The sequence below is a fragment of the Phycisphaeraceae bacterium genome (assembly GCA_019636735.1).
In the GTDB taxonomy this organism is placed as follows: domain Bacteria; phylum Planctomycetota; class Phycisphaerae; order Phycisphaerales; family SM1A02; genus VGXK01.
Genome location: JAHBWY010000001.1, coordinates 554,302 through 578,418, shown reverse-complemented (window position 1 = coordinate 578,418; position 24,117 = coordinate 554,302). Strand labels below are relative to the sequence as shown.

At 63.7% G+C, this 24,117-nt stretch carries 19 protein-coding genes and 1 tRNA gene; 8 read left to right on the top strand and 12 right to left on the bottom strand.

Annotated features, from left to right (window positions below; all coding sequences use genetic code 11):
• The first annotated feature begins 279 nt into the window (after positions 1–279).
• The 3 genes from KF724_02200 to KF724_02190 all read left to right on the top strand — a co-directional run bounded on the left by KF724_02200 (position 280) and on the right by KF724_02190 (position 3,332).
• Positions 280–1,734 carry a hypothetical protein gene (locus KF724_02200; GenBank protein MBX3354491.1) on the top strand — a complete coding sequence of 485 codons (1,455 nt, stop codon included), beginning with the start codon at positions 280–282 and terminating at the stop codon, positions 1,732–1,734.
• A gap of 634 nt (positions 1,735–2,368) precedes the next feature.
• Positions 2,369–2,800, top strand: a complete 432-nt coding sequence (locus KF724_02195) for an IS630 family transposase (GenBank protein MBX3354490.1) — start codon at positions 2,369–2,371, stop codon at positions 2,798–2,800.
• Positions 2,801–2,831: 31 nt separating this feature from the next.
• A complete protein-coding gene (locus KF724_02190) occupies positions 2,832–3,332 on the top strand; it encodes a transposase (GenBank protein ID MBX3354489.1) in 501 nt (166 codons plus the stop codon).
• A gap of 184 nt (positions 3,333–3,516) precedes the next feature.
• Here the strand turns inward: KF724_02190 and KF724_02185 are convergent, their stop codons facing one another.
• The 7 genes from KF724_02185 to KF724_02155 form a co-directional block, all read right to left on the bottom strand.
• Positions 3,517–4,197, bottom strand: coding sequence for a hypothetical protein (locus tag KF724_02185; protein MBX3354488.1), 681 nt, complete (start codon positions 4,195–4,197; stop codon positions 3,517–3,519).
• Positions 4,194–7,118, bottom strand: a complete 2,925-nt coding sequence (locus KF724_02180; GenBank protein MBX3354487.1) for a hypothetical protein — start codon at positions 7,116–7,118, stop codon at positions 4,194–4,196. The genes KF724_02185 and KF724_02180 overlap by 4 nt, the downstream gene beginning before the upstream one ends.
• 1,178 nt (positions 7,119–8,296) lie before the next feature.
• Positions 8,297–8,899 carry a hypothetical protein gene (locus tag KF724_02175; protein ID MBX3354486.1) on the bottom strand — a complete coding sequence of 201 codons (603 nt, stop codon included), beginning with the start codon at positions 8,897–8,899 and terminating at the stop codon, positions 8,297–8,299.
• 233 nt (positions 8,900–9,132) lie between these two features.
• Positions 9,133–10,098 (bottom strand): hypothetical protein, encoded by a 966-nt coding sequence (locus tag KF724_02170; protein ID MBX3354485.1) that lies wholly within the window; start codon positions 10,096–10,098, stop codon positions 9,133–9,135.
• A 1,117-nt stretch (positions 10,099–11,215) separates the two neighbouring features.
• Positions 11,216–11,647 (bottom strand): hypothetical protein, encoded by a 432-nt coding sequence (locus tag KF724_02165; protein ID MBX3354484.1) that lies wholly within the window; start codon positions 11,645–11,647, stop codon positions 11,216–11,218.
• Entirely contained in the window at positions 11,644–13,230 is a 1,587-nt protein-coding gene (locus KF724_02160) for a recombinase family protein (GenBank protein ID MBX3354483.1), read from the bottom strand. Before KF724_02160 ends, KF724_02165 begins: the two co-directional genes overlap by 4 nt.
• On the bottom strand, positions 13,227–13,742 hold the full coding sequence (locus KF724_02155) for a DUF2924 domain-containing protein (GenBank protein MBX3354482.1): 516 nt from the start codon (positions 13,740–13,742) through the stop codon (positions 13,227–13,229). The genes KF724_02160 and KF724_02155 overlap by 4 nt, the downstream gene beginning before the upstream one ends.
• Before the next feature lie 421 nt (positions 13,743–14,163).
• Between KF724_02155 and KF724_02150 the strand changes: the two genes are divergently transcribed.
• Positions 14,164–15,618 carry a hypothetical protein gene (locus tag KF724_02150; GenBank protein ID MBX3354481.1) on the top strand — a complete coding sequence of 485 codons (1,455 nt, stop codon included), beginning with the start codon at positions 14,164–14,166 and terminating at the stop codon, positions 15,616–15,618.
• Between the two features lie 394 nt (positions 15,619–16,012).
• Here KF724_02150 and KF724_02145 read toward each other — a convergent pair.
• Positions 16,013–16,086, bottom strand: a tRNA-Met gene (locus tag KF724_02145).
• Between the two features lie 181 nt (positions 16,087–16,267).
• Here KF724_02145 and KF724_02140 point away from each other — a divergent pair.
• A complete protein-coding gene (locus tag KF724_02140) occupies positions 16,268–17,359 on the top strand; it encodes an integrase core domain-containing protein (GenBank protein ID MBX3354480.1) in 1,092 nt (363 codons plus the stop codon).
• An 83-nt stretch (positions 17,360–17,442) separates the two neighbouring features.
• On the opposite strand, the gene KF724_02135 is transcribed toward KF724_02140, so the two are convergent.
• The 4 genes from KF724_02135 to KF724_02120 form a co-directional block, all read right to left on the bottom strand.
• The gene (locus tag KF724_02135) at positions 17,443–18,099 is read right to left on the bottom strand and encodes a PEP-CTERM sorting domain-containing protein (protein ID MBX3354479.1); all 657 of its coding nucleotides are present in this window, start codon (positions 18,097–18,099) and stop codon (positions 17,443–17,445) included.
• 285 nt (positions 18,100–18,384) lie between these two features.
• Positions 18,385–19,407, bottom strand: coding sequence for a type I glyceraldehyde-3-phosphate dehydrogenase (gene gap / locus KF724_02130; GenBank protein MBX3354478.1), 1,023 nt, complete (start codon positions 19,405–19,407; stop codon positions 18,385–18,387).
• Between the two features lie 186 nt (positions 19,408–19,593).
• Positions 19,594–20,436 (bottom strand): SDR family NAD(P)-dependent oxidoreductase, encoded by an 843-nt coding sequence (locus tag KF724_02125; GenBank protein MBX3354477.1) that lies wholly within the window; start codon positions 20,434–20,436, stop codon positions 19,594–19,596.
• A complete protein-coding gene (locus tag KF724_02120) occupies positions 20,436–21,431 on the bottom strand; it encodes an aldose 1-epimerase (GenBank protein MBX3354476.1) in 996 nt (331 codons plus the stop codon). The genes KF724_02125 and KF724_02120 overlap by 1 nt, the downstream gene beginning before the upstream one ends.
• Before the next feature lie 126 nt (positions 21,432–21,557).
• On the opposite strand from KF724_02120, the gene KF724_02115 reads away from it, so the two are divergent.
• Genes KF724_02115 through KF724_02105 form a run of 3 tightly spaced genes read left to right on the top strand, consistent with a single transcriptional unit; the run spans position 21,558 to position 24,066 of the window.
• Positions 21,558–22,358: a BtpA/SgcQ family protein gene (locus tag KF724_02115; protein ID MBX3354475.1), complete on the top strand. Its 801-nt coding sequence runs from the start codon at positions 21,558–21,560 to the stop codon at positions 22,356–22,358.
• Positions 22,355–23,281, top strand: a complete 927-nt coding sequence (locus KF724_02110; protein ID MBX3354474.1) for an aminotransferase class IV — start codon at positions 22,355–22,357, stop codon at positions 23,279–23,281. Before KF724_02115 ends, KF724_02110 begins: the two co-directional genes overlap by 4 nt.
• On the top strand, positions 23,278–24,066 hold the full coding sequence (locus tag KF724_02105; protein MBX3354473.1) for a type III pantothenate kinase: 789 nt from the start codon (positions 23,278–23,280) through the stop codon (positions 24,064–24,066). Before KF724_02110 ends, KF724_02105 begins: the two co-directional genes overlap by 4 nt.
• Positions 24,067–24,117: the final 51 nt, after the last annotated feature.

Here is a 24,117-nt window from a genome sequence, read left to right as displayed (position 1 = left end):
CGCGCGTGGCGACGATGCTGCGAACGAGGCCGCGCGCAAGGATGCTGACGACCTCGTCGCGGCGCTCGTCGGCCGTCATGCTCTCGGGATCGCGCGTGGAGTCCGCGGGCATCGGGGTGGTTCCATGGGCGACGCGGGAATCGCTTCGCCACTACGGTTGCCCTATGCCGTGCGCATGCGCGATGCGCGGCGCGATCACCACCGGCGCGCGTTCTCGAACAGCGTTGTTCGCGCAGCCCCGTCGCGACCCGCCCGACTCCTCGCGATACGATTCGGGTTGTGAGCACCGACCGCAAGACAGACATCCCGCTGAACCCGCCATCCGCCGGCGTTCGGCGTGATCGGGACGATTCGGCAGAGTCCCTGAGCCGGGCCGTCAGCTTGTCCGTGCTGGAGATCGACGCCGACGCTCAGCATCTCGTGCCCGCATTTCTGCTGGCGGACCTGATGTCCCCCGTGGTCTGGGCGTGGCGTGACCAGAAGCGGGCGCACGCCCCCGATGGCTCGCTCCTGAGCGCCAAGAGCCGTTTGGACGCGTTGCAGCGATTCTTCCACCGCTACACGTTCACCATCATGCCCGGGCTGCCCGGGGGCGACGTGTGGGGGCTGATGGACTTCGCCGAAGAGGAGCGACGCTTCCCACCGGGCTTTGTCCGCGCCATCCGAGCCGAGTATGACGCGACGTTCAGGAAGTTGCTGGTGGACACGCCCGAATCACAGTTCGGGCAGATCATCAACGAGCCGTACTACCAGCGCGGCCTGTTCCCTCGCCTCAAGAACGAGTCGGTCGAGGTGATGAACGCGATGGCCCGGATCAACCCGCAGCACAAGCCGTCGGGGAAGTGCATCGGGCTGGGCATGCTATGGGCGGCGGGGCTTGCCGTGTGGGGCCGGTTCCCGCTCGACCGCATCTACATCACCGGCAACCGCGCGCACATGTTCGTCTTTCTGGACGAGGGCGACGGCCACCTGCTCAACAACACGAAGTGGTTCAGCTCGACGCGGATCAACAACCAGTCCGATCTCTCGGAGTTCGTCAGGGCCGTCGCTTCGGGCACCGAGACGACGTTCTTCTATAACCCGGTAGTGGGTATGTGCCACTGTTCGACGGGCGCCTCGCAGGTGCCGTTCGAACGAATCTCGCGGGTCTTCGACCGTATTGGCGGCTTCGTCTCCAATCCGCTCAAGCGCCCCGAGACATGCTGCACCCGCGTCATCGACCCGGCCGACGGCATCCCCGACCCCGCCGAACACACGTCGGCGTCGAGCTATCAAGCCGCGGTCGCGGCGCTGGCGGCGGAACGACCCGGCTCCATCTACGACTACGCCATGTACGCATTCCGAAGTCTGCGCGTGGCGCACCCGCAGGCCTATATCCTCGCCGCGATGCGCGAGGCGCGAACGCGTGAGTTGGGGCAAGGCGTGACGGACCTTGCCGGAGCGCTCGCCATCGTCAAGAGCATCACCGGTCACGAATCGATCTTCGGGAGTCGTGATCGCATCGCGATGCCCGACGAGACGCTGCTTTTCAACACGGGAAACGACCGAGACCGCGCGCTGCTGCTCTACACGCTGCTCGCCCATTCCCCGATCCATGACATGAACGACGCCATCGGGTTCTCCGACGATGGCAGCTTCGTGCGCCATCGAGGGATCTGGATCGATGCATCCGACCTGTCGTCGCTCGGTTCAGCGACGCCGCCAGATGCCAGAACCGTCATCGCGCTGCCCTGACAGTGAGGCAGCGTGATGCGAGTCATCGCGGCTGCGGCAGGCGGCGGCTCATCCTCGATCGGGCACCGGCGCGATCACCACCGGCGCGCGTTCTCGAACAGCGTTGCCCGCGCTGTCCGCTCCCAACCTCCCCGGTTGCTCGACCTATAGGGAGACCAACCCCGTCATAACCCGTGCGCGGGTCTCGGGGAGAGACAGAGAGACTTCGGGCCGAATCGGGGGACCGAGGCGCTCTGTCCCTGCCCGGCTGGTGATGACCACGCCGCAATCAGAGACTCGCCGCCCGGTTGGCCACCCCGCGAAACCCTCGCCAGAACGCGAGAACGCCGCCGATTGTCTCGGCGGCGTTTCGTCTGAACTGGTGGGCCGGTCCACTTTGGAACCGGCTCGGCAATAGAGGGAACCAGACAGTGTGCGAAATGTCGCGCGCGAGTTACATCGGTGGGATCGCCCAATCGGTCCTGACCGATCGGTGGGGATCGGCTAGAAGATCGGACACCGGCTTCGGCGGCGTGCTGACGCACTGCTCTATTGAATCTTGAAATGTGGCGCTACGCGATGTCGCTGGACGATATCGGCATCCATGGCAGGACGCCTTTCACAAAACGACGCGGAGCGTCGACGGTTTCGGGCGATGTCGTTGCTCGACAATGGGCACACGCAGGCCGAGGTCGCGAAGATGCTGGGGGTCGCGCACTCGTCCGTCGCCACCTGGGTGAAGAAGCGGAGGCAAGGTGGCGAGGACGGCCTGAAGCAGAAACGCCATCCTGGACGACCGCGCAAGCTGAACGATCGGCAGATGGAGCAGCTCGCCAAGCTCCTGCTGCGGGGCCCAACGAAGCTCGGGTTCTCGACGGAGCTCTGCACGCTCGAGCGCGTCGGTCAGGTGATCGAGCGTCGCTTCGGCGTGACCTTCGATCCGTCCGGCGTCTGGCATCTGCTCCGACGCATGGACTGGTCCTGCCAGAAGCCCGAGCGCCAGGCACGCGAACGGGACGACGGCGCGATCGCCGTGTGGCGTCATGTCGAGTGGCCACGCATAAAAAAACGCGCGGCGAAGTCGTAGCACCATTGCCTTCGTCGACGAATCCGGCTTCATGCTCCAGCCGACCGTGCGTCGGACCTGGGCGCCGCGCGGACGGACGCCGATTCACTGCAGCTGGGACCGACGCGATCGACTCTCGGCGATCTCGGCCATCACCGTCTCCCCGCGATCGCGTCGACTGGGCCTCTACTTCGACGTGCTCCGCCACAACGTCCGAACCGAACACTTCGCCGCATTCCTCGAGCGTCTGCTCCGCCGCACGCGCCGACGATTGGTCGTCGTCCTCGATCGTCTCAACGTGCATCGGGCCGCGGCGCGGGAACTTCGCGAGCGGTATGGGGACCGCATCCACTTCGAGTGGCTGCCGCCGTACGCGCCCGAGCTCAACCCCGACGAGCAGGTGTGGAACCGCGCCAAGTACACCGACCTGGCGAACTTCATCCCTGACCGCATCGACACGCTCGGTCACGAACTCGTCCACTCCTTCCGTCGAACGGCCAGCTCCCAGCAATTGCTCCGGTCCTTCTTCAACCACGCACGGCTTCCACTGTGAGCCCGTCGTGTGACTATTCAAACCTCAATAAGTGAGCTGCCTGACGAGCGATCCATGTGCAAACCCTCATTCTCCGGCCGAGATCTCGCGATTCGTCCGATCGCGAACATCTGACCCCGACGAGCCGCGTCACCTTCCCTCGGAGGCCGCTTGATCGAATGTGCGCATCGTGACGAACACTACCTCATGGGGAGAGCGACCGGATGGCCGCGTTGTAATCTTCGACGCTCTTCGTCAAGCGGGAGCTCGCGTCGCTTGCTATGCGGGCGAATGGCAATTGCCGCCACTCCTCCCCCTGCATGTGAAACCGGCTGAGATCGCGAAGCACTACCGCGCCATTCGTCGCTGCATGCGAAGCCGCACTGACAAGCACGAGCGCCGAGAGCGCACACATAACATCACGCCATCGGTCGCGCTCGACATGCACCCGCATCCACATAATAAAGTCACCACAGGGACGCAAGCAATCTCCTCCAATCTGGTCGCACAACTCAATGAGACGCAAGATCGACCGCCAGGGCGTGTCCGCTACCACTTGGCCTCGAAGCTCCGCACTCAGCGACATTGAGATCGCGAACGCCTCGAGGCGCAATGCTCCTGCATGCGGCAGTTCACGGCTCATTCCCATTGCGATGTGATGGGGCATCGCATGTAGTGCGTCATATGCATCTACCGAAAACTCAGGAGGTCGATTCCTATCTGCTTCTCGTAGCCGCAGCAGTTCGTCGGCTAAGGGCGGATCAGCACTGTATTGGTCGCAGAAGAGTCGCCAGTGGTCGGCGTCGATAGCTGATGCCAACCAGTTAATCAATCTGAGCGGACATGATTCGAAGAAGTCTCCATCTGGCGCTCTATCGATGTTCATCGGAGCTGTCTCCACAACTCATTATTCTGGTCGTGGCATTTCTTCCACTCTACCATGCACTTCGATTCACCTTGGAGCATTCCCTTCCATTGTTCTAGATGGCCAAGACGGTCTGGATCTGTCATTCTATCGCAGAGCATCAGGACTGCCGCTCTCGCGAGCATGCATCTTCGGAAGTGCTGCGCGCGCTCCAGGAAGATCGTGCAGTCGCGAGTCTTATTGAGGCGAGGGGTTGCCGTCAAGCCATCACAGCTCCGCGGCTGATTGCCGCCTCCACGATTGCCACACTCCCGGTTCTTTGCAGCGATCGCGGCCTGGCAACTCATTTGCTTCAGAAGCAAAGCAACAATCTCGGCCTTGATCGCATCCAACGCTGCCGCGAACTTGCGATTAAGGTTTTCGAGCTTCAACAGCTCGTCGGCCGTCTTAACCGAAACGGAAGTTAGTTGCGCAATCTGAGCGGCAGTGAACAGACCTAGCGCGGCAAGTAGCTTTGCGGCCTGGTACTGAGTAATTGCGCCGGCTTCCAATTTTGCGAGAATTGCCTGAAATGGGAGAGTCGGATTCATCGCACAAGCCGTCGAGCTCTCTTGCCCAAACGGATCGATCCGACTGAGTGGAACACTGGCGGCATACTGATATAGATTAGTGCTCTCGATGTAGCCAAGCGGATCGTGCCGCTTCCATCGTCCCTGTACCGGGTCATACCCGCGATACCTAACGATGTAATCCGCCGTCGCCGCATTGAACGCATACCCGTCCCACCCGATTGCATTGTCGGGGCCGGCGGGATCGGAAATCAGCCCGGACGCGAGGCTCCCGGCCCAGTTTCCGAGGACGACCGCAAGGTCGCCGGAGTTGACCGTGCCGTTGCGGGTGAGGTCCGCCTCAGCGCGATAGCCGGACTGGCCGATCGACTTGGTTCCGATGCCGAGCACGATGCTGAGGTCGGCGCCGTCGGTCGCGCCGTCGCCGTTGATGTCGCCCGCCGTCTGGTGCCTGGCCTGTCCGTAGGCGTCGTAGCTCACACGCTCGACCACGGCCGCGGCCGGGTCGAGGACCGCGACCGTCGAGAACATCCCGTCCGTGAGGTGGTACCAGGTGCCCTCGCCGCCGGAGGCGCCGTACGAACCGTCGTTGTTCACGTCCGCGCGGTGCATGAGGCAGTCGTCAATGTACCTCAGTCCCCAGACGTATTGCACGCGCTTGTCGAGGTCAGAGTCGATGTCCTTGTCAACTCGCTCCTCCAAGAGCCGCCAGGACCCGTCGTAGGTGAAGGTCCGCTCCTCGTCGAGGTCGCCGTCGAAGTCCGTGTCCTCGCGCTTGAGTGTGCGCCAGGTGAGGCCGTTGAATTCCTGCTCGAGTCGGGTCTCGACCGAGATGCCGTCGTCGACCTCGACCTTGAGGAGCCGGTTCCACGCGTCGTGGGTGTAGATCGTGGTCGCCCCGGAGGTGACGGCATCGGTGTGAAGGTTGCCCGCGGCGTCGTACGTAAAGCTATGGGTGACGGAACTCGGTAGGACCCGTGTCAGGAGCTCGTTCACCGCATTGTGGGTGCGCGTCTCATTGGCGGGCGCCGGCGGGCTTCCGGGTTCCCAGTTATCGGTGTCGATCCAATTCCCAAGAAGGTCAAGCGCCCATGCTTGAGTTCCGACGCCATCGCTCGGCGAGCCCGAGATGAGGTTGGCCCATGTGTTTCGGCGCGCCTTTGAGAGGCGATCGAGCCCGTCGTTTGTATAGACGTGGCTCCGCTGCCATTGGTTGCCTTCCCGCACGTCGTAAACGCTCGTTCGATTGCCTCGTTCGTCGTAGCCGTACTGGAGGGCCACGATCTGCGGTTTGGTTGGCAGCGACGAGGCACTGGTCAGCGCACCGTCGGCCCAGGTCTGGAGCGCCAGCCGTCCGAACTGGTCGTAGCCTGGGTAGTAGCCCACCGTCTGCTTGGCAGCGCTGACGCCGCTCGAACGCTTGCCGTCGGGCGAGAGCGTGAAGTCGAGCTGCACGTCCGGCTGAACGAGGTCGACCAGGATCGTCCGGCCGAGGCCGACATACTCGTGGTTCACCATCGACGTGTTCGAACTGCTCGTGAGATTGAACAGGAACTCGTTCACGCGGCTGATCCGGTCGTCCGTGCCTCCGGCCGACCCGAATGCGTACTCGAGCACCTCGGGATCGTGGCCGGAGGAATTGATCTTCCGCGGGTACGCCAACCCGATCTGTCGGCTGTAGTTCCCCGTCGAGTCCGCATTGATCGCGTCGTTCGCGTACAGGTAGCTCACGAGTCTCGTGTCACCCGTCGGGTCGCCGCCGCCGTCGTAGGTGACGGCGCCCTTCGAGTGCTGGTAGACTTTCTCGACCTGCCCGAGCGCCGTGTACTTGAACTCGACCTCGTTCCGCACGGTCGGCCCAGCCGACTCGAGCGACGTCACCTTGAGCAGTCGGCCGGCGCCGTCGAAGCTGACATCGATGCGGTCGATCGTGGCGTCAATGTTCGAGGCGGTCGCAGTGGCCGTATCCCGTGTCATGCGACCGAGCGAGTCTCGCTCGTACTCGTGCAGCGTCGCGTTCTGGTCGACCATCGCGGTCATCTCGCCTTGGCGGTTGTAGCCATGGTAGACCGATCTTGTGGCTTCGGTCGTGCTGCCTTCGCCTTCCGGATAGATGATCTGAAGGAGAAGGTCGTTCGAGTGGATCGATGATGAGACGTAGGGGTCCGGCCCGGACGGATCGCTCGAGACGCCGTATACGTATCGCGTGACCTGGTCATCGCCGTTTCCGGTATCCAGGTTCGCGATCGCCGTCAGCTTGACGAGCTGGCCGATGCCGTTGTAGACGTAGGTCGTGACGCGGTCCTCGTCGTTCGCACCACTCACGTGGGCGACCGTCCAGGTCCCGTTGACGCCGTCCCAATTGAGCGTCACCGGATCACCAACCTCGTTCTCGACCGTCGCAATCGTGCGACCGAGCGCATCGACGATCGTCCGATCGAAACGCCCGCCGGGGCGCACGGTCGTCGAGCCGAGTCCGCGCTCGTCGTAGATCGTCTGGGTGACCAGGGCGTTCGGACCGTTTCCGGGCGGGGTCCCTTGCGTGATCGTGGGATCGGAGGTTCCGCTCACGAACTGATGGTTCGTCGTGTCGTTCGTGCCGAAGTCGACGGAGTGGGTCACGCGCGCGGCGACGTCATAGAAGAGTCCCCGGAAGGACGTTACTGCGCTCGAAGAGTCCAGTGCGTCTGTGGCACCCGTGTCGTGGAGTCGCTCGCGATGGCGGACCAGGTCGAGCAGTCCGTGCCGTGCTCCGCCTGCGGTGATGTAGCGGTACTCGGTCTGTTCGAGGACCGCGTCGTCGGTGAGAACTGAAGCACGCGTTGAAACGCTCCACACGTCGGCGTGGCTTCCACTTCCGGGCGAGGTATCATCCCCGCGGTCGGTGACGTATTCGACGACCGGACGCCCCAATCCGTCGTAGGTGGTCTTCCTTCCGGGGGAGTTCGGCGCCCAGGTGCCGACGGTGCGCCCGACCTCGTCGTACCACTGGTTCGTTGCGAGGAAGTCCTGGTCGCCGGAGTCCTCTCCCGGATCGATCGCGACTTGACTTCGCGCGACGAGCCCGCGCTGCGTATAGGTGGTTCGCTGGAGCGAAATGCGCGTTGCGTCGGCAGAGTCGAAATCCGCTGGAGGGCTTCCGGGGAATGTTGAGAAGCTCGCTGACGCCACGACGCGATCGAGATTGTCGTAGATCTTTGCCGAGTGTGGTGGGAGTGGACTCTCGGTCAACACGAGCCGGTCACGCCAGTCGTAAGTGAACTCCGTCACGCGCGTGGTCGACTCGTCGACGTGTTCCGTCGTACTTGTTAACAGGCTATTGCCAACGCCGCCAAAGTCGAACTCCTGCGCCGCTGGCGATCGCCTCGACCAGTCGTGCTCTAGTTGTTTCGTCATCACGTTGCATCCACGTGCAGTCGTGCCTCCACGACTTAAGGACGCCAACAACGGCGTCGAAGATATGCTTCTTCTTCTCGCCCCAGTGGACGACAAGCCATCTCATGGCTGTTGCCTCGAAACAAGCCCCATGACTAAAAAGTGATTGATGGTCATCAGAACAACGGCTTCTCTCGCTCGTTGAAGTGCTGCGATACCCATTGGGCTGCCACTTGAAGCCGCTGGAGAGCTTCCGGGTCAGACACACGCGGATGATCCTGCCGCTGTCCGGGCACCCTGCGGTAATGGCCGCGCGCTTCGACTTCCGCGTCAGATTCCATCTCCTGAAGCATGGCGAGCAGTTCCAGAACTCGATGCTTGCCGCCCAGAACATGAGCAAGCACGAGAAGTGAGTTCTGACGCAGCCGTCCGTCGTCTGAAGTGCGGACATTCTCGATCATCGCTGGAACCGACGGCCGACCGATCTTGACGAGTGCGTTGAAGTAGGGGGTGTCGTATCGGCTTATATCAGCAATAAAGCGAGTATCCTGGTCGAGCATCATGGCATTCGAGAGTGCTGGCACAGCCTCAGCGGCACGAAATTCACCCAAGAGGTATGCGGCGCAGGCACTCACGTCCGTGTTGCCGCCGGTTCTTGGAGCTGGCAACAAGAGTGAAATGAGCTCTTCGATCACAGTATTTCGGCTCGCGAGGATCGCATCGACCGCTGCATCTCGCACGGAAGGGTCGTCGGAAGTGAGGTTCTGGACATGTTGCATGTTATTCTCCACCAATCGTGTGTCGGATGACTGTTGGACTGGGGCAATGGAACTGTTTGCGGCACAAGAGCTCAGAAGGACTAAACACAAAACACCCGCAATGCAACAACAAAGATTCTGGCATAATCGATGGCGGGCGCGTGTGGTCGACAAGCGGCCTTCGTGGCATGGCCTGCAACGATGATTTTCATCGATTCTGCTGAAGTTCGGTGTATGCACTTACGATTCCTCGTCTAGGGATTAACTTGAATCTCCACGTCATCGGGGAGGCTCTCGTAGTTGCCGGGGGTGTGGTGGTGAAGTGCCTTGGTGATGTCCGAAACCCTCAGTTCAAACGTGAGCGTGGCTGGTCCTGGAGGTGAAGTAAACGTGGGCTGAGCCAATGTATTGTTGGACAAAGTAACGGCAGGGCCGCCGGTTTGGTTCCACAAATATGTTAGAACGTCATTATCAACGTCAGAGCTCGCTAGTCCATTGAGTGTAACTAAGATACTGCCGCCAACTGCTTGATTAGGACCTGCGTTGGCAACAGGGGATACGTTGGGTACGTTGGCAGCCGTACCGCGGCCATGGTTGTTTGGAGTTCCTTGAGCTGCGTTGGGCAGGATTGCAGTAATATTGGTATACCAGTCAGCGTATGCCGAGCTGCTGCACCGAATCCACGCTGAACCATTATGCCATTCTAGTACCTCCACAAAATCGGCTCTCATCGCGGCTTGTGCAAAGGCACTGGGCGGGAAGCCTGGAGCATCGATTCGAAATGCCTTATCCGGCTTGGCGGCGGTTGGGTACTGGGCGTCTCCGGGATCGGAGTGGCCGTCGTAAACCCAGTCTGCGTCATTGAGAGGTTGACCTCCTTGTACCGGGATTATTCGATTAGGTGTATTGATAACCTGTGCAACCACTTGCCATCGCTTGTATCTGTGCAATCGGCACCGGAACTTTGCGCCTCCGCCATGCATACTGTAAACAAACAGAACCCCTCTGGCGGGCCAGTCAATTCCGGAAGGTGAGAAGGTCGCTGTCGCCTCCATTTTTGCGGCGATTCGAGTGGCGCCATCGTCGCCCGCCCAGTTGAAGGCGCACATATGATCTGCCGTGCCCGTGTCTGCTGGAAATCGCAAAGTGCTATCGGCATCTACCGGTCCTTGAAAAGTCGTAGACCATGTAACTCGAAACACAGTTCGCTTCTTCGTCACGGGAGTTGGCGTCGGCGCCAGAGGAGACAATGCTTGTATCCATACGGTATGGCCTTCAGAGGAAGTCGGCGACTTGGTGTTATACCGTACCGTGATGGAAGATCTGTTCAGGGCGGTCGTGCTATTTGTTTCGACGATGATCGCAGTGACCGGCCCTTGACCGACATCCCAATTTACATTGCCATGGAAACCGAAATCGGAGCTTCTGAAAGACTCGGTTGGATTCAGTGCCGTGTTTGAATCGCCGCCTGGCCACGCCTTCCACTCACCCGGTGGAGGTGTGATGGATGGCGCTGGTGTAGGTTCTGGTGTGTCAGAAGGCGGATGGCGTGTGGGGCTGGGCGATTGATTCCCAGACGCCCCCGGGCTGTCGGAGGGGCTCGGTTGTGGACCGGAAGAAGGAGAGTCACCAGGACTTGGGCCGTCGCTTGGACTTGGCGATGGACTTGGGCTCGCCGAGGCGCTCGCACTTGGGCTTGGTGACGGACTACCTGAAGGACTCAGACTGGCCGATACGCTTACGGCGATCGTCGGCTGGGGCCACGACGGCCCGATGGTGGGCTTGATCGTCGGTCCAATCGTCGGATGGATGGTCGGACCAGGGCCAGTTCCACCATTCGACTCACTAGATGTGCTCTTGCCGGAACTGGCCGTAGAAGTACCGCCACTTTCCGGCCCCGGGCTCGGTGATGGTTCAGGTTCGTTGGTGATGTCGTCTGCCATCGAACATCCTCTCGTGCGGAACAACGACGTGCGGAGCAAATGCGGTCACCCGTCCAGTCGCTGACGGGCGGACACCGTTGCTCTCGTGCCCACTACTCACCGGATTATACCCCTCGGGGGACCGGTCGTTACTGGTCCACGGCAGGAAGGAGGGTGCCAAGGCAAGAGTCAGTGGCCGCCCAGACGAGATCGTCCACGCCGCTGTGCGGCAGGGCGGACAGCGGAGCACTGCGGCGTCAGGCCTGGTTTGGTGTGTCCGACATGTCGATTCGGATCTCTGCTGTTTCGTTCATCCCACTACCTGATGCTCCCTTCGCGCGGGGAGACCGCAATCGTCCGGATTAGGATGCTGTGATTCATGAGATGCTCCGTCGCACAAACGATGGGACGACGCCTACTGGGAGACGAGCACCAGCTCCTTCCAGCACCTTTGCTGCCTCATCCACGAACTGTGTCGCGCGACTACACGCAGATCTCGTTCCGTGATCGGATCGCGCCCCTCGTTCACGTGCGGCAGGAACAGGATCGCCTCCTGAATGTCCGGGGCCAAGTGCAGCAGGTTCATAATCTGCGTCATGCGCGGTTGCGTGACGCGGGCAAGCTTGGCCAGTTCCGTCTGGTTGGCCACGATCCCGTCGCGGAGCAGCTGGTCGAAGCGGATCGCCAGAGCCATCAGACGAGCCACGCGCGGGACGCGGCCGACGGCAGCCGTCTCCGCCTGACATTCGTCGCTCGCCGTCCGGCCCGCGTTGGGCGACGTGGCCACAACGGCCCGCTTGCGGCGGCCCTTCGTAGCGAACGTGATCGATCGGGTCACGGTGGTCATGCGGCTTCCTCCAGACGCCGGGCAATCAGGGAGCGGATGCCGGTTGGCCGGAACGTGACCGCGATGCTGGCGCTCTTGGCGTCGTAGTCGACGGTGGAGATCAGGAGCTTGAGCAGTCGGGCCTGCTCGCGTGGGATCAGGTTCCGCCAGAGCTCGTCGAAGTCAGCGAATGCCGCTTCTGCTTCATCTCGGCTGATCGAGTTGTGGCCGACCTCGGCGATACGGGCGTCGAGTGGAGGCAGGCGACGCTGTGCATCGGCGATCCGTTCGTGCAGGTCGGCGATGCGCGCCGTGGTCTCGGCTGAGGCCGATCCGTTCACAGCGAGTTCCTGCAGCGCACGATGGTGTCGAGCGATCTCGCTGCGGAGCGTGTTGTGTTCCGCCGTCAGTCCTTCGAGTTCCGCCGCCATCATCGACTGCGCATCGGCAAGCACGCGCGTCAGCAGAGCACGATCAGTGGCCAGCGATCGGACTTCATCGACCACCACCCGTTCGATCTCGGCGGCGGGCAGTGTGCCTGATGGGCAGACTCCGCTTCCGCTCTTGATGGCTTTGACGCAGCGGTAGTAGCGGTACGACCTGTTCTTCCGTCCACCGGTGAACGTGTGCGTCATCGAATAGCCGCAGCACTTGCACCGCAGCAGGCCTCGCAGGAGCGCTCCGTATTTGTTGCGGACTTCGACGCTGCCGCTGCGGCCGTTCAGTTTGAGCAGCGCCTGCACGCGGTCGAAGATGTCGGTACTGACGATCGATTCGTGCTCGCCGTCGTAGGCGGTGCTCTTGTGGACGATCTTGCCGACGTAGATTGGGTTTGTGAGCGTCTGGTAGAGCGTCGCCTTGTTGAACGGTCGGCCACCGAGGGTCTGACCCTTCTTCGTCACGCGGCGCTTGTTGGGCCACTGCCGCCGTGCAAGCTCGCTGACGACCGGGAGGAGCGAGCCCTTGTCGAGGTACATCTCGAAGATCTGTCGGACTCGTAGTGCTTCACTCGTGTTGACCGCCAGCCGCGGGCTTGGGCCGCTACGGTCCACGTCGTAGCCAAGGACGGGCGTTCCGCCTGCCCACTTCCCCCTGCGCTTCTGCGCCGCGATCTTGTCGCGGATGCGCTCGCCGATGATCTCCCGCTCGAACTGGGCGAAGGAGAGCAGGATGTTGAGCGTGAGCCGACCCATCGAGCTGGTGGTGTTGAACTGCTGGGTGACCGAGACGAACGACACGCCCTTGCGGTCGAACGCCTCCATGATGCGGGCGAAGTCCATCAGCGAGCGGCTGAGGCGATCGACCTTGTAGACCACCACGCAGTCGACCTTCCCGGCCTCAATGTCGCGGAGGAGGCGATCGAGCGCCGGACGCTCCATGCTCCCGCCGGAGAATCCGCCGTCGTCGTATCGATCGGCAACGCAGGTCCACCCCTCAGCCTTCTGGCTGGCGATGAACGCCTCGGCGCTTTCGCGCTGGGCGTCGAGCGAGTTGAACTCCTGATCAAGGCCCTCGTCGCTCGACTTGCGGGTGTAGATGGCACACCGGATGCTGGCTTTCGGCTCCGCGGTCCCGGCAGTCTGTTTCCGACGACGGCCGCTCATCGCTTCGCCTCGGCGGACGGCAGCCGGAAGAACCGGAAGCCGTTCATGTGGCTGCCGGTGATCCGCTTGGCCACCGCGGTCAGGGTGCGGAAGCGTTCACCCTCGAACTCGAAGCCTTCGCCGCGCGGGAGGACCACCACGCGGATCGTGCGCCCCTTGTACTGGCGGACGATCGCCGACCCCGCGGGCGGGATGCGCGGATCTTCGTGGTCCTCACCGCGCGTCCGGCGATGGACCGTTGTGCTCGGTCCCGGCTGGGGTGGTGCGATCATGGACTTCGGGGCCATGACCCGAACCTCGGCGTCGTTGGCGAGCTCCGCGGCGCGGCGTCTGGCCCGCTCGCTGAGGTCGCCCTCGGCGTTGGCCTGAATCCGCCAGGCGATCTTGCGAATGAGGTACGTCCGGTGCCGTGTGCGGCAGGGGTAGCCGTGCACCTCTGCGAAGCGCTCGACGAGCTCCGTCGTGGTCATGCGCTCCAGCACGTTGATCTGTCTCTCGATGGACTCTGGCATGTGTGGCTCCGTTGCATGGGTCTCCGTTCTGCCCGGCCCTAACCGCCGGGCCGCGGAGCCACACTGAGGGGCAAGTCGCCCGAAAGTTCAAGGCATGTCCGGCCGCAATCTGCGAGATCCGCAACTGGCCGCGATGTGCGAGCGCGGTTGGCGACGATGCTGCGAACGAGGCCGCGCGCAAGGATGCTGACGACCTCGTCGCGGCGCTCGTCGGCCGTCATGCTCTCGGGATCGCGCGTGGAGTCCGCGGGCATCGGGGTGGTTCCATGGGCGACGCGGGAATCGCTTCGCCACTACGGTTGCCCTATGCCGTGCGCATGCGCGATGCGCGGCGCGATCACCACCGGCGCGCGTTCTCGAACAGCGTTGTTCGCGCAGCCCCGTCGCGACCCGCCCGACTCCTCGCGATACGATTCGGGTTGTGAGCACCGACCGCAAGACAGACATCCCGCTGAACCCGCCATCCGCCGGCGTTCGGCGTGATCGGGACGATTCGGCAGAGTCCCTGAGCCGGGCCGTCAGCTTGTCCGTGCTGGAGATCGACGCCGACGCTCAGCATCTCGTGCCCGCATTTCTGCTGGCGGACCTGATGTCCCCCGTGGTCTGGGCGTGGCGTGACCAGAAGCGGGCGCACGCCCCCGATGGCTCGCTCCTGAGCGCCAAGAGCCGTTTGGACGCGTTGCAGCGATTCTTCCACCGCTACACGTTCACCATCATGCCCGGGCTGCCCGGGGGCGACGTGTGGGGGCTGATGGACTTCGCCGAAGAGGAGCGACGCTTCCCACCGGGCTTTGTCCGCGCCATCCGAGCCGAGTATGACGCGACGTTCAGGAAGTTGCTGGTGGACACGCCCGAATCACAGTTCGGGCAGATCATCAACGAGCCGTACTACCAGCGCGGCCTGTTCCCTCGCCTCAAGAACGAGTCGGTCGAGGTGATGAACGCGATGGCCCGGATCAACCCGCAGCACAAGCCGTCGGGGAAGTGCATCGGGCTGGGCATGCTATGGGCGGCGGGGCTTGCCGTGTGGGGCCGGTTCCCGCTCGACCGCATCTACATCACCGGCAACCGCGCGCACATGTTCGTCTTTCTGGACGAGGGCGACGGCCACCTGCTCAACAACACGAAGTGGTTCAGCTCGACGCGGATCAACAACCAGTCCGATCTCTCGGAGTTCGTCAGGGCCGTCGCTTCGGGCACCGAGACGACGTTCTTCTATAACCCGGTAGTGGGTATGTGCCACTGTTCGACGGGCGCCTCGCAGGTGCCGTTCGAACGAATCTCGCGGGTCTTCGACCGTATTGGCGGCTTCGTCTCCAATCCGCTCAAGCGCCCCGAGACATGCTGCACCCGCGTCATCGACCCGGCCGACGGCATCCCCGACCCCGCCGAACACACGTCGGCGTCGAGCTATCAAGCCGCGGTCGCGGCGCTGGCGGCGGAACGACCCGGCTCCATCTACGACTACGCCATGTACGCATTCCGAAGTCTGCGCGTGGCGCACCCGCAGGCCTATATCCTCGCCGCGATGCGCGAGGCGCGAACGCGTGAGTTGGGGCAAGGCGTGACGGACCTTGCCGGAGCGCTCGCCATCGTCAAGAGCATCACCGGTCACGAATCGATCTTCGGGAGTCGTGATCGCATCGCGATGCCCGACGAGACGCTGCTTTTCAACACGGGAAACGACCGAGACCGCGCGCTGCTGCTCTACACGCTGCTCGCCCATTCCCCGATCCATGACATGAACGACGCCATCGGGTTCTCCGACGATGGCAGCTTCGTGCGCCATCGAGGGATCTGGATCGATGCATCCGACCTGTCGTCGCTCGGTTCAGCGACGCCGCCAGATGCCAGAACCGTCATCGCGCTGCCCTGACAGTGAGGCAGCGTGATGCGAGTCATCGCGGCTGCGGCAGGCGGCGGCTCATCCTCGATCGGGCACCGGCGCGATCACCACCGGCGCGCGTTCTCGAACAGCGTTGCCCGCGCTGTCCGCTCCCAACCTCCCCGGTTGCTCGACCTATAGGGAGACCAACCCCGTCATAACCCGTGCGCGGGTCTCGGGGAGAGACAGAGAGACTTCGGGCCGAATCGGGGGACCGAGGCGCTCTGTCCCTGCCCGGCTGGTGATGACCACGCCGCAATCAGAGACTCGCCGCCCGGTTGGCCACCCCGCGAAACCCTCGCCAGAACGCGAGAACGCCGCCGATTGTCTCGGCGGCGTTTCGTCTGAACTGGTGGGCCGGTCCACTTTGGAACCGGCTCGGCAATAGCGGGGACTGGATTTGAACCAGTGACCTCCGGGTTATGAGCCCGACGAGCTACCAGGCTGCTCTACCCCGCAGTTGATCGGGACACCCTACCCGCAAGGTCCCGTTCCGTCAACCGGCCCCATCGATCTGCGACCCACCTCCGACCAACGCCCTCCCCTCGGAGGATCGCGCGGGCTGATCGACTACACCCGGAACTTGGAAACCGAGGCCCGAGCAGGGGGCAACAACTCGTGAACATCGGAGACTTCCACCATGCAGACCGCGTTTCCGCTCTACCGTCGGCTGATGGCGGTGCTCGCCGGATCTCGTCGAAGCGACCTCCGCCAACAGGTGGAGTTCCTGAAGGCCGAGAACGAAATCCTGCGACGCCGCCTGCCAACACGGATTCGAACCACCGTTCGCGAGCGGCGGCGATTGATCAAGCTGGGCAGGGCCGTTGGCCCAGCACTCGCGAGCATCATCACGATCGTCTCACCAGCAACTTTCCGGCGATGGGTCCTCAGCCGCCGGAGTCACAGTAGCCGTCCCCATGAACTCGGCGAGTTTGCTCGGAAGCCGGGGCGCCCCCGCACCCCGCAGGCCATCCGCGCACTCATCCTACGAATGGCACGAGAGACCGAGTGGGGACAGACTCGCATCACAGGTGAGCTGCGGAAACTGGGCTTCTCGCAGGTCTCCAGATCGACCGTGCGATCGATCCTGCGCGAGGCGGGTGTCCCGCCTCGACGGCTCGGAGCCGGGGGAACTTGGTCGAAGTTCCTTCGTCAGCATGCTCGCACGCTGTGGGCCTGTGACTTCGTGGCGACCCGCATCGTCACATGGCGGGGAGTGAAGGATGCGTTCCTGCTGGTGTTTCTTCACATTGGAACTCGACGGATGCTGCTGTCTCCATCGACGACAGCTCCGACCGAAGAGTGGGTCGCCCGCGAGACCGAGACCTTTCTCCAAGTGATTCAGTCGATGGACGAACCGGCCAACATCTTGATTCGAGACCGCGACACCAAGTTCGGTCCGATGTTTGACGCGGTCCTCGAGGATCATCGTGCTCGAGCCAAGGTTCTCCCGCCGCGCTCGCCTAACCTGAACGCTCATGTGGAACGCGCCATTCAGACGCTTCGCCGCGAGTGTCTCGATCACTTCATCATTCTTGGATGCCGACACATGAATGCGCTGACCCAGGAGTATGCGCTGCACTACAACCGGGAGCGCCCTCACGCGTCTTTGGACCATCGAACGCCCAGCGGGCCGACGCCTGAACGACTCGCTCGAAACGACGAGCCGCGTGTGGTCTGTCACACGCGGCTCGGTGGCGTTGTTCAACACTACTGTCGGAAGGCTGCCTAAGACCGGCTTCCAATCCGATGTCGGCAGCACCTCGCACGGGCTGGCTGCCGCCGATGCCGGGATCGAGGCTCCACAGCGAACGGTCAAGCACGGCGCCGTCGGAGTGACAGCCCGCCCGCAGCTCCAAGAAGCGCCAGGGCTCCCGGCGCGGGAACGGTGATGCCCCAGACGCTTTGGGCGTCAAAGCCGACGCTCTGAATGTGCATCGCGACTCGGAAGAGCGACGGATCGGTCACCAGGGCCGTGGTCAATGTCGCGAAGTCCATTCCGCCGAGATACGCGAACCTGACGCCGACCTCCTCACCGCTGTTGACACCATTCGCCGTAGGCGGCGACGCAGGACCCGCTGTGAACTTGTTGCCTCCCCACGACGGGCTCATTCCCCCCGCGGGGTTCCCGGGTGTGGCGCCTGGCGAGTAATTCACGCCCGTCATGAAGGGAGCATCGAGCACGCCCGCCCCAAGGAACGCCGAAGAGAAGGCGGTGGACTCGAAGTAGATCCCCGTGACCACGGCCGCCGCGTTCAATCCACTTGAGTTGTTCTGAATGCTGAAGAGCGCGAACGAACCGCCGTCTGAGATGTTGACGGTGACATTCAGTCCCGACAGGGACGCGCCACCCGCGTTGTTGTAGACGGCAATCGGCAGAGTGACCGAAGCGTTGGCAAGGCTGGCCCCGATCGACATCACGCACGCCGCGGCGGCCATCCCGATCCCCCGACTGGACAGCGACTGGTTCATGGCAAACTTCCTTCCGGTGGGAAGAACCTCAACTGCACAGGTCCGAACATCTCGTTCCCATGTCCTGCCCGCCAGCTCCTCCCGGGCCAGCAGGCACATTAGAGTGCGCGCCGACCGGCCTGACGGCAAGAGAAAGTTGCATGATTGAGACCCCCGAGGCAAGACAACGGAATTCTCGGCCCTCATCAGGCCCGAGATGTCCCGTGCGTCCACCTCGTGAGGTCCGACAACCGCATCGCCCCGAGCGTCGCGAAGGCGCCCGCCGCGCCTTCGATCCGGGGTGCCTCACTTCACGCCGTCGCGCTCGGCCATCAATCGGAGCATGTCCACACAGCGCGCGGCGTAGCCGTACTCATTGTCGTACCAGCTCACGACCTTGAAGAACCGATCGTTGAGCTGGATCCCGGCCTTGGCGTCGAAGATGGAGCTGCGCGGATCGCTCATGAAGTCGCACGAGACGACTTCATCGTCGGTGTATCCCAGCACGCCGCTCATCTCCCCCTCGGCGGCAGACTTCATCGCGACATTGATCTCCGCGAGCGAGGTCGGCCTGGAGGTCCGAAAGGTCAGATCGACCGCACTGACATTCGCCGTAGGAACACGGAACGACATTCCGGTCAGTTTCCCCTTGAGTTCAGGAATGCAGAGCGCCGCTGCCTTGGCCGCTCCGGTGCTTGACGGGATGATGTTCTGATAGGCATTGCGCCCGCCGCGCCAATCCTTCTTGCTTGGGCCGTCCTGCGTCGGCTGCGTCGCGGTGACCGCGTGCACGGTGGTCATCAGGCCCTCTTCGATTCCGAAGTTCTGAAGAATGACCTTGGCCACCGGCGCCAAGCAGTTGGTGGTGCAACTCGCGTTGGACACCACGGTGTGCTTCGACGGGTCATAGGTGAGGTGATTGACCTTGTACACAATGGTCGGAACCTCCTTCTCACTCTTGGTCGGTGCCGAGATCAGCACCCGACGCGCACCCGCGTCGATGTGCAGCCGGGCCTTCTCCGCCTCGGTGAAGAGCCCCGTGCTCTCAAGGACATACGCGGCACCGAGCGAGCCCCATGGCAGTTTCGATGGGTCCTTCTCGCTCAGGCAGCGAGTGACGATACCGCGGCATGCGAAGCCGTCGTCCCGGGTCTCAACCGCGTGGGAAAAGCGGCCATGGCAGGTGTCGTAACGAAGAAGGTACGCAAGGTTGTCCGATGGCACCAGGTCGTTAACACCGACCACTTCAAATCCCCCCTGCTCCATGGCGATGCGATAGACGAGGCGACCGATTCGACCGAATCCGTTGATGGCGATCTTGATGGCCATGACAGTGCTTCCGAAGGGCGTGCGTGAGGGCCGTCATGGCGCACGATCGATCGTCATGACGCCCGAATGGGGGAAGCGATGAGGATATCACGACGCCGCTGCCGGGATGCCTCCGGTTGCGTTCCGGCCGCCAATGTGACGCCCCCCGGGCCTCGGTCGCCGCCGGCGACTCCGGCAACGCGGGGCTCAACTCGCGTGGTTGCGAGTCCGCCTCGCTTCACGGCGCAGGACGGCGTCGAGCACGAACGGAAAGGCGTTGAGCACTCCCGTGCTCAGCCGCACAATATGACTGGTCCAGATCTCCGAACGCGGCCGACGAAGCCCTTGCACAATGGCGCGAGCGACGCGCTCCGGCCGCTGCACGAAGAAACTCGGCGCATGCGCTGGCACGCGCGCCTCACCGTGGTCCTTCGCGGCGACCACCTGCGCCTGCTCGAAGAACTCCGTGACGGTGGTGATCGGGTGCACGCTGCTGACTTCGATGCCATGCGGCTCAAGCTCGAATCGAAGCGAGCGGGCCACCATCGCCTGCGCCGCCTTGGTGGCCGCGTAGACACCGAAGTACGGCAAGGTGAACTTGGCGAGCGCGCTTGAGCACAGAAGCAAGTGCCCGCGCCGCCGTTCCGCGATCAGATGCTGCGCCGCCGCTCGAAGCAACTCGACGGAGGCGAAGAAGTTGACCTCGAACATGCGCCGAACTTCGTCGGGCGTCAGGTCGAGGAGCCCTCGCTCGGTTCCATAGCCAGCGTTCGCGAAGACCACATCAAAACCCCCGAAGCGCCGCGCGGCCGCGCTGAGCAAACGCTCCGAGTTTCCGGCATCGGCGGCGTCGCCGACGACCACCTCCACCTGACCACCGCCTCGCTCGATGTCACCCGCAAGCTCGCGTAGCCGATCCTCCCGCCGCGCAGCGAGCACAAGGCGAATACCCTCTCCCGCCATGGCCAACGCTGTCGCCCTGCCGATGCCGGAGCTTGCGCCAGTGATGATGGCGACCTTGCCCGAGAGTTCACCACCAACACCACCCATTACTCGTCTCCACTCCCGCCTGGCGTGAACCCCTGCACACCGATGCGAAAGATGGCGCTCGACCTTGTACCGGGCTGAATGACGGGAAGCTGAACGGAGCTGTCAGAGAGCGCGGCCGTTGGCGCCATCATGGGTTCGATGCAAATGAAGGACGCGCCGGGCGGTGAGTAGATCTGCATGAACCGATAGCCTCGCACGAACTCCACCTGGATGCCAATTGACTCGACTTCGCATCGAGGCACCGAACGCCGTCGCACGATGCGCCGCGCAGATCGGGCGGGTGACGACGGGCTGATCGCCTCGACCAGGACCCGCTGGCCGTCCCGAACTCCCGAATGAAGCTCGTCTGCGCCCGCCGTTGTCCACACTGAACTCGGAGGCTGGAGCAAGTCGGATGGCCCCGGTGTCCCGCCGACCGTTGGCAGGCCACCGGTGAGCGGAATCTGCAGGAGTGGTGGGGCGCACATGACACAGTGCTCTCGTGCTCCGGGCAGTCGAAGGTACGGATGCCAGCCGAAACTGAGCGGCACAGGAGCCGTGAGCGCATCAACGACGGTCTCCACTTCGACCCCGAGGCTCAACCCGGGTGCGTCAATGAGGCGGTATCGAACCTCAAGCTCGAGGTCGAACGGGAACGCGCGGTAGAGCTCCCTGGTGGTGCCTCGCCCCGACCAGTGAAGGCGCGCAGCAAAGGCGTCGCCATTGGCCGCCCGATCCAGTTCCCATCGACCCCATCGAAGCAGAAGCCCATGCATGGGCAGGCCCGCCGAGTCACGATGCACGCCTGCCACATGCGAGAGATCGATGCTGCGGCCCAGCACTCGGAAGCGGTCGGTCCGAAGTCGATTGGCCCACGGGAAGAGCAGCGGCACCCCGCCGGTTCGCTCTCCTTGAAGGAACCGGCGCAGCGGCTCGGGAAGGTGCAGCCACTCGCGCCCCGCGATGGCGAGTGAGACGAGTGCGGCGCCAGCGCCGGGAGCGACCCGGGCCGTCACGCCCCCCCTCAGTGAGCGAAGTTCGACCGTGCTCTCGCGCGGCGTGGCTGGCGCGCTCCGGGACCGGGTGACTGACGATCGCCGCATCAACCGCAGTCTACGCCGCGCCGGCCGTATGCTTCGGCCATGGCCGCTCGGCGCCCCTTCCTGCATCGCCCCCGCGCACTCATCGGCATGGTGCATGTGCCCGCGCTCCCCGGCACACCGAAGGCGCTACACACCGTCACGGAGATTGCGGCCCATGCGGCTGCCGAAGCGAAGATCCTCGCCGATGCAGGCTTCGATGCGATCCTCGTCGAGAACATGCACGACGCGCCTTACCTCGCGCGTGTGGTCGGTCCCGAGATCGTGGCTGCGATGACGGCGTGCGTTCTCGCCGTGCGCCAAGCGGTCGCCATTCCGGTTGGCGTCCAGATTCTGGCGGGAGCCAACATGGCGGCGCTCGCGGTGGCCCACGCCGCCAGCGGCGCGTTCATCCGCGCCGAGGGCTTTGTCTTCAGCGCCGTGGCCGACGAAGGTGTTCTCGCCAGCGCCGATGCCGGTCCGCTCCTGCGCTATCGTCGCCAGATTGGCGCCGAGGGAGTCCTGGTGGCCGTGGACATTCGAAAGAAGCACTCCAGTCACGCACTGACCCACGACCTCGATGTGGCCGCGCATGCCCGAGCGGCGGAGTTCTTCGGTGCCGAGGCGCTCATTGTCACCGGCCCAGAGACCGGCCGCGCCACCTCGCATGGTGACCTTCGTGCCGTTCGGGAGGCGTCGTCGCTTCCGCTCATCGTCGGCTCGGGCGCCACGCCAAACACGCTTCCCATGCTGCTCGAAGTGGCCGACGCGGTCATCGTCGGCAGCGCGTTGAAGAGAGACGGCCATTGGGCGAGTCCGCTCGATCCCGCGCGCCTCGATGCCATGGTGAGGGCGCGAGCATGATCCACGGCGCACCCGCGGAGCAGGTGTGGTTGAACGGCAAGGTGCGTGCCCTTCACGAGGCGCGGGTGAGCGTGCTCGACCGCGGATTTCTCTTCGGCGACGGCGTCTATGAATTGGTGCGCGTGTTCGATCGCATCGGCGTCGGCATGGAGTTGCATCAGCGCCGCCTGGAGCGAAGCCTGCAACTCGCTCGAATCGATGGCTTCGACGCGGGCGAGCTGCCAACCATATGCGAGGCGCTTCTGGACGCCAACGGCATCGACAATGGAACCGTCTACCTTCAGGTGACTCGCGGCGCGGCGCCCCAGCGGTCGCATGTGCCCCCCGCGGGGCTTCAGCCGACGGTCCTGGCGCTCGCGTCGTCAGCGCCGAGTCTTGCCGAGCTGATGGGGCCCGACCGTGTCCGCATCGTCCTGCTGCCCGATGAGCGATGGCTTCGCTGCGAAATCAAGACCATCAGCCTCCTGGGCAATGTGCTCGCAGCCATGCGAGCGGCGGAGCTTGGCGCCGATGAGCCCGTCCTGCACCGCGACGGCATCCTGAGCGAAGGCGGCTCCACGAATGTCTTCCTTCGTCGTGGTGAACGCCTGATCACTCCGGGAACGGAGGACGGCCCGCCGATCCTGCATGGCGTGACGCGCGCCATGGTGATCGATGCGGCGCGATCCGAGGGGGTTGAAGTGGACGAGCGGCGCGTGCGAATCGAAGAGCTCGTCGACGCCGATGAGGTCATGATCACCAGCAGCCGCCGACTTCTCTCCATCGTTGCCGAAATCGACGGCGTGCCGACTCGCAACGCCGCGCGGCTCCAAACTGCGTCGGCCACGGGGTCCCTGGGCGACGCGCCCATAGCAGTCGACTCGGACGCGTGGGCGCCGCGGCTCTTCGAGCTGCTTCGTCCCCGCCTACACTCGGCGAAGTGACCCCCCTGCTCGCCGTTTCAGTTGGCAACACCCGCACGGCCTTCGGCGCGTTCGCTGACGGCACCCTCCTTGAGAGCGATCGCGTGGACAACAGCGACCACGAGCGCCTCGACGCGACGGCGAGGCGCCTCTGGCAACGGGTGGAGGAAGGACGCGGCGATGCGGTCACCGTCGACCGGCTGTGTGTGCTTGCGAGCGTGAACGATCCGGTGGCGGACCCGCTGGAAGTGCGTCTCTCGGCGGCGCTGGGAACGGAGATTCAGCGCATCGGGCGCGACCTTGCGGTGCCCATCGGCGAGTGCCTTGAGCCGGGAACCAGAGTCGGCGCCGACCGCCTCCTGAATGCGGCAGCCGCCTGGGATGTCATGCGCAGTGCGTGCATCGTGGTCGATGCGGGGACCGCCGTCACCGTGGACTTCATCGATGGTGAGGGCGTCTTCCATGGCGGCGCCATCGCGCCTGGAGCGTCGATGCAGCTCACCGCGCTGCATGAGCGCACCGCGGCGCTGCCGCGCGTCGCGTTCGCCCAGCCCGACGATGTTCCATTCGGACGGAACACCGCGGAGGCCATGCTTCAGGGCGTCTATCACGGCCTCCGAGGCATGGTGTGGCGCTTGGTCGAGCGATATGCCACCGGATACGGCGCATTTCCGCCGGTGGTCGCGACTGGCGGTGACGCGGCCACGCTCTTTGGCGAGGATGAACTCATCGATCGCATCGTGCCCGAGTTGACACTTCTGGGCATTGCCGTCGCGGTGCGTCGATCGCTCGAGGTCGAATCGTGACCGGGTCTACCGAAGACGGGCGGTCATCGACCCGCAGGTCCAGATGCGCGT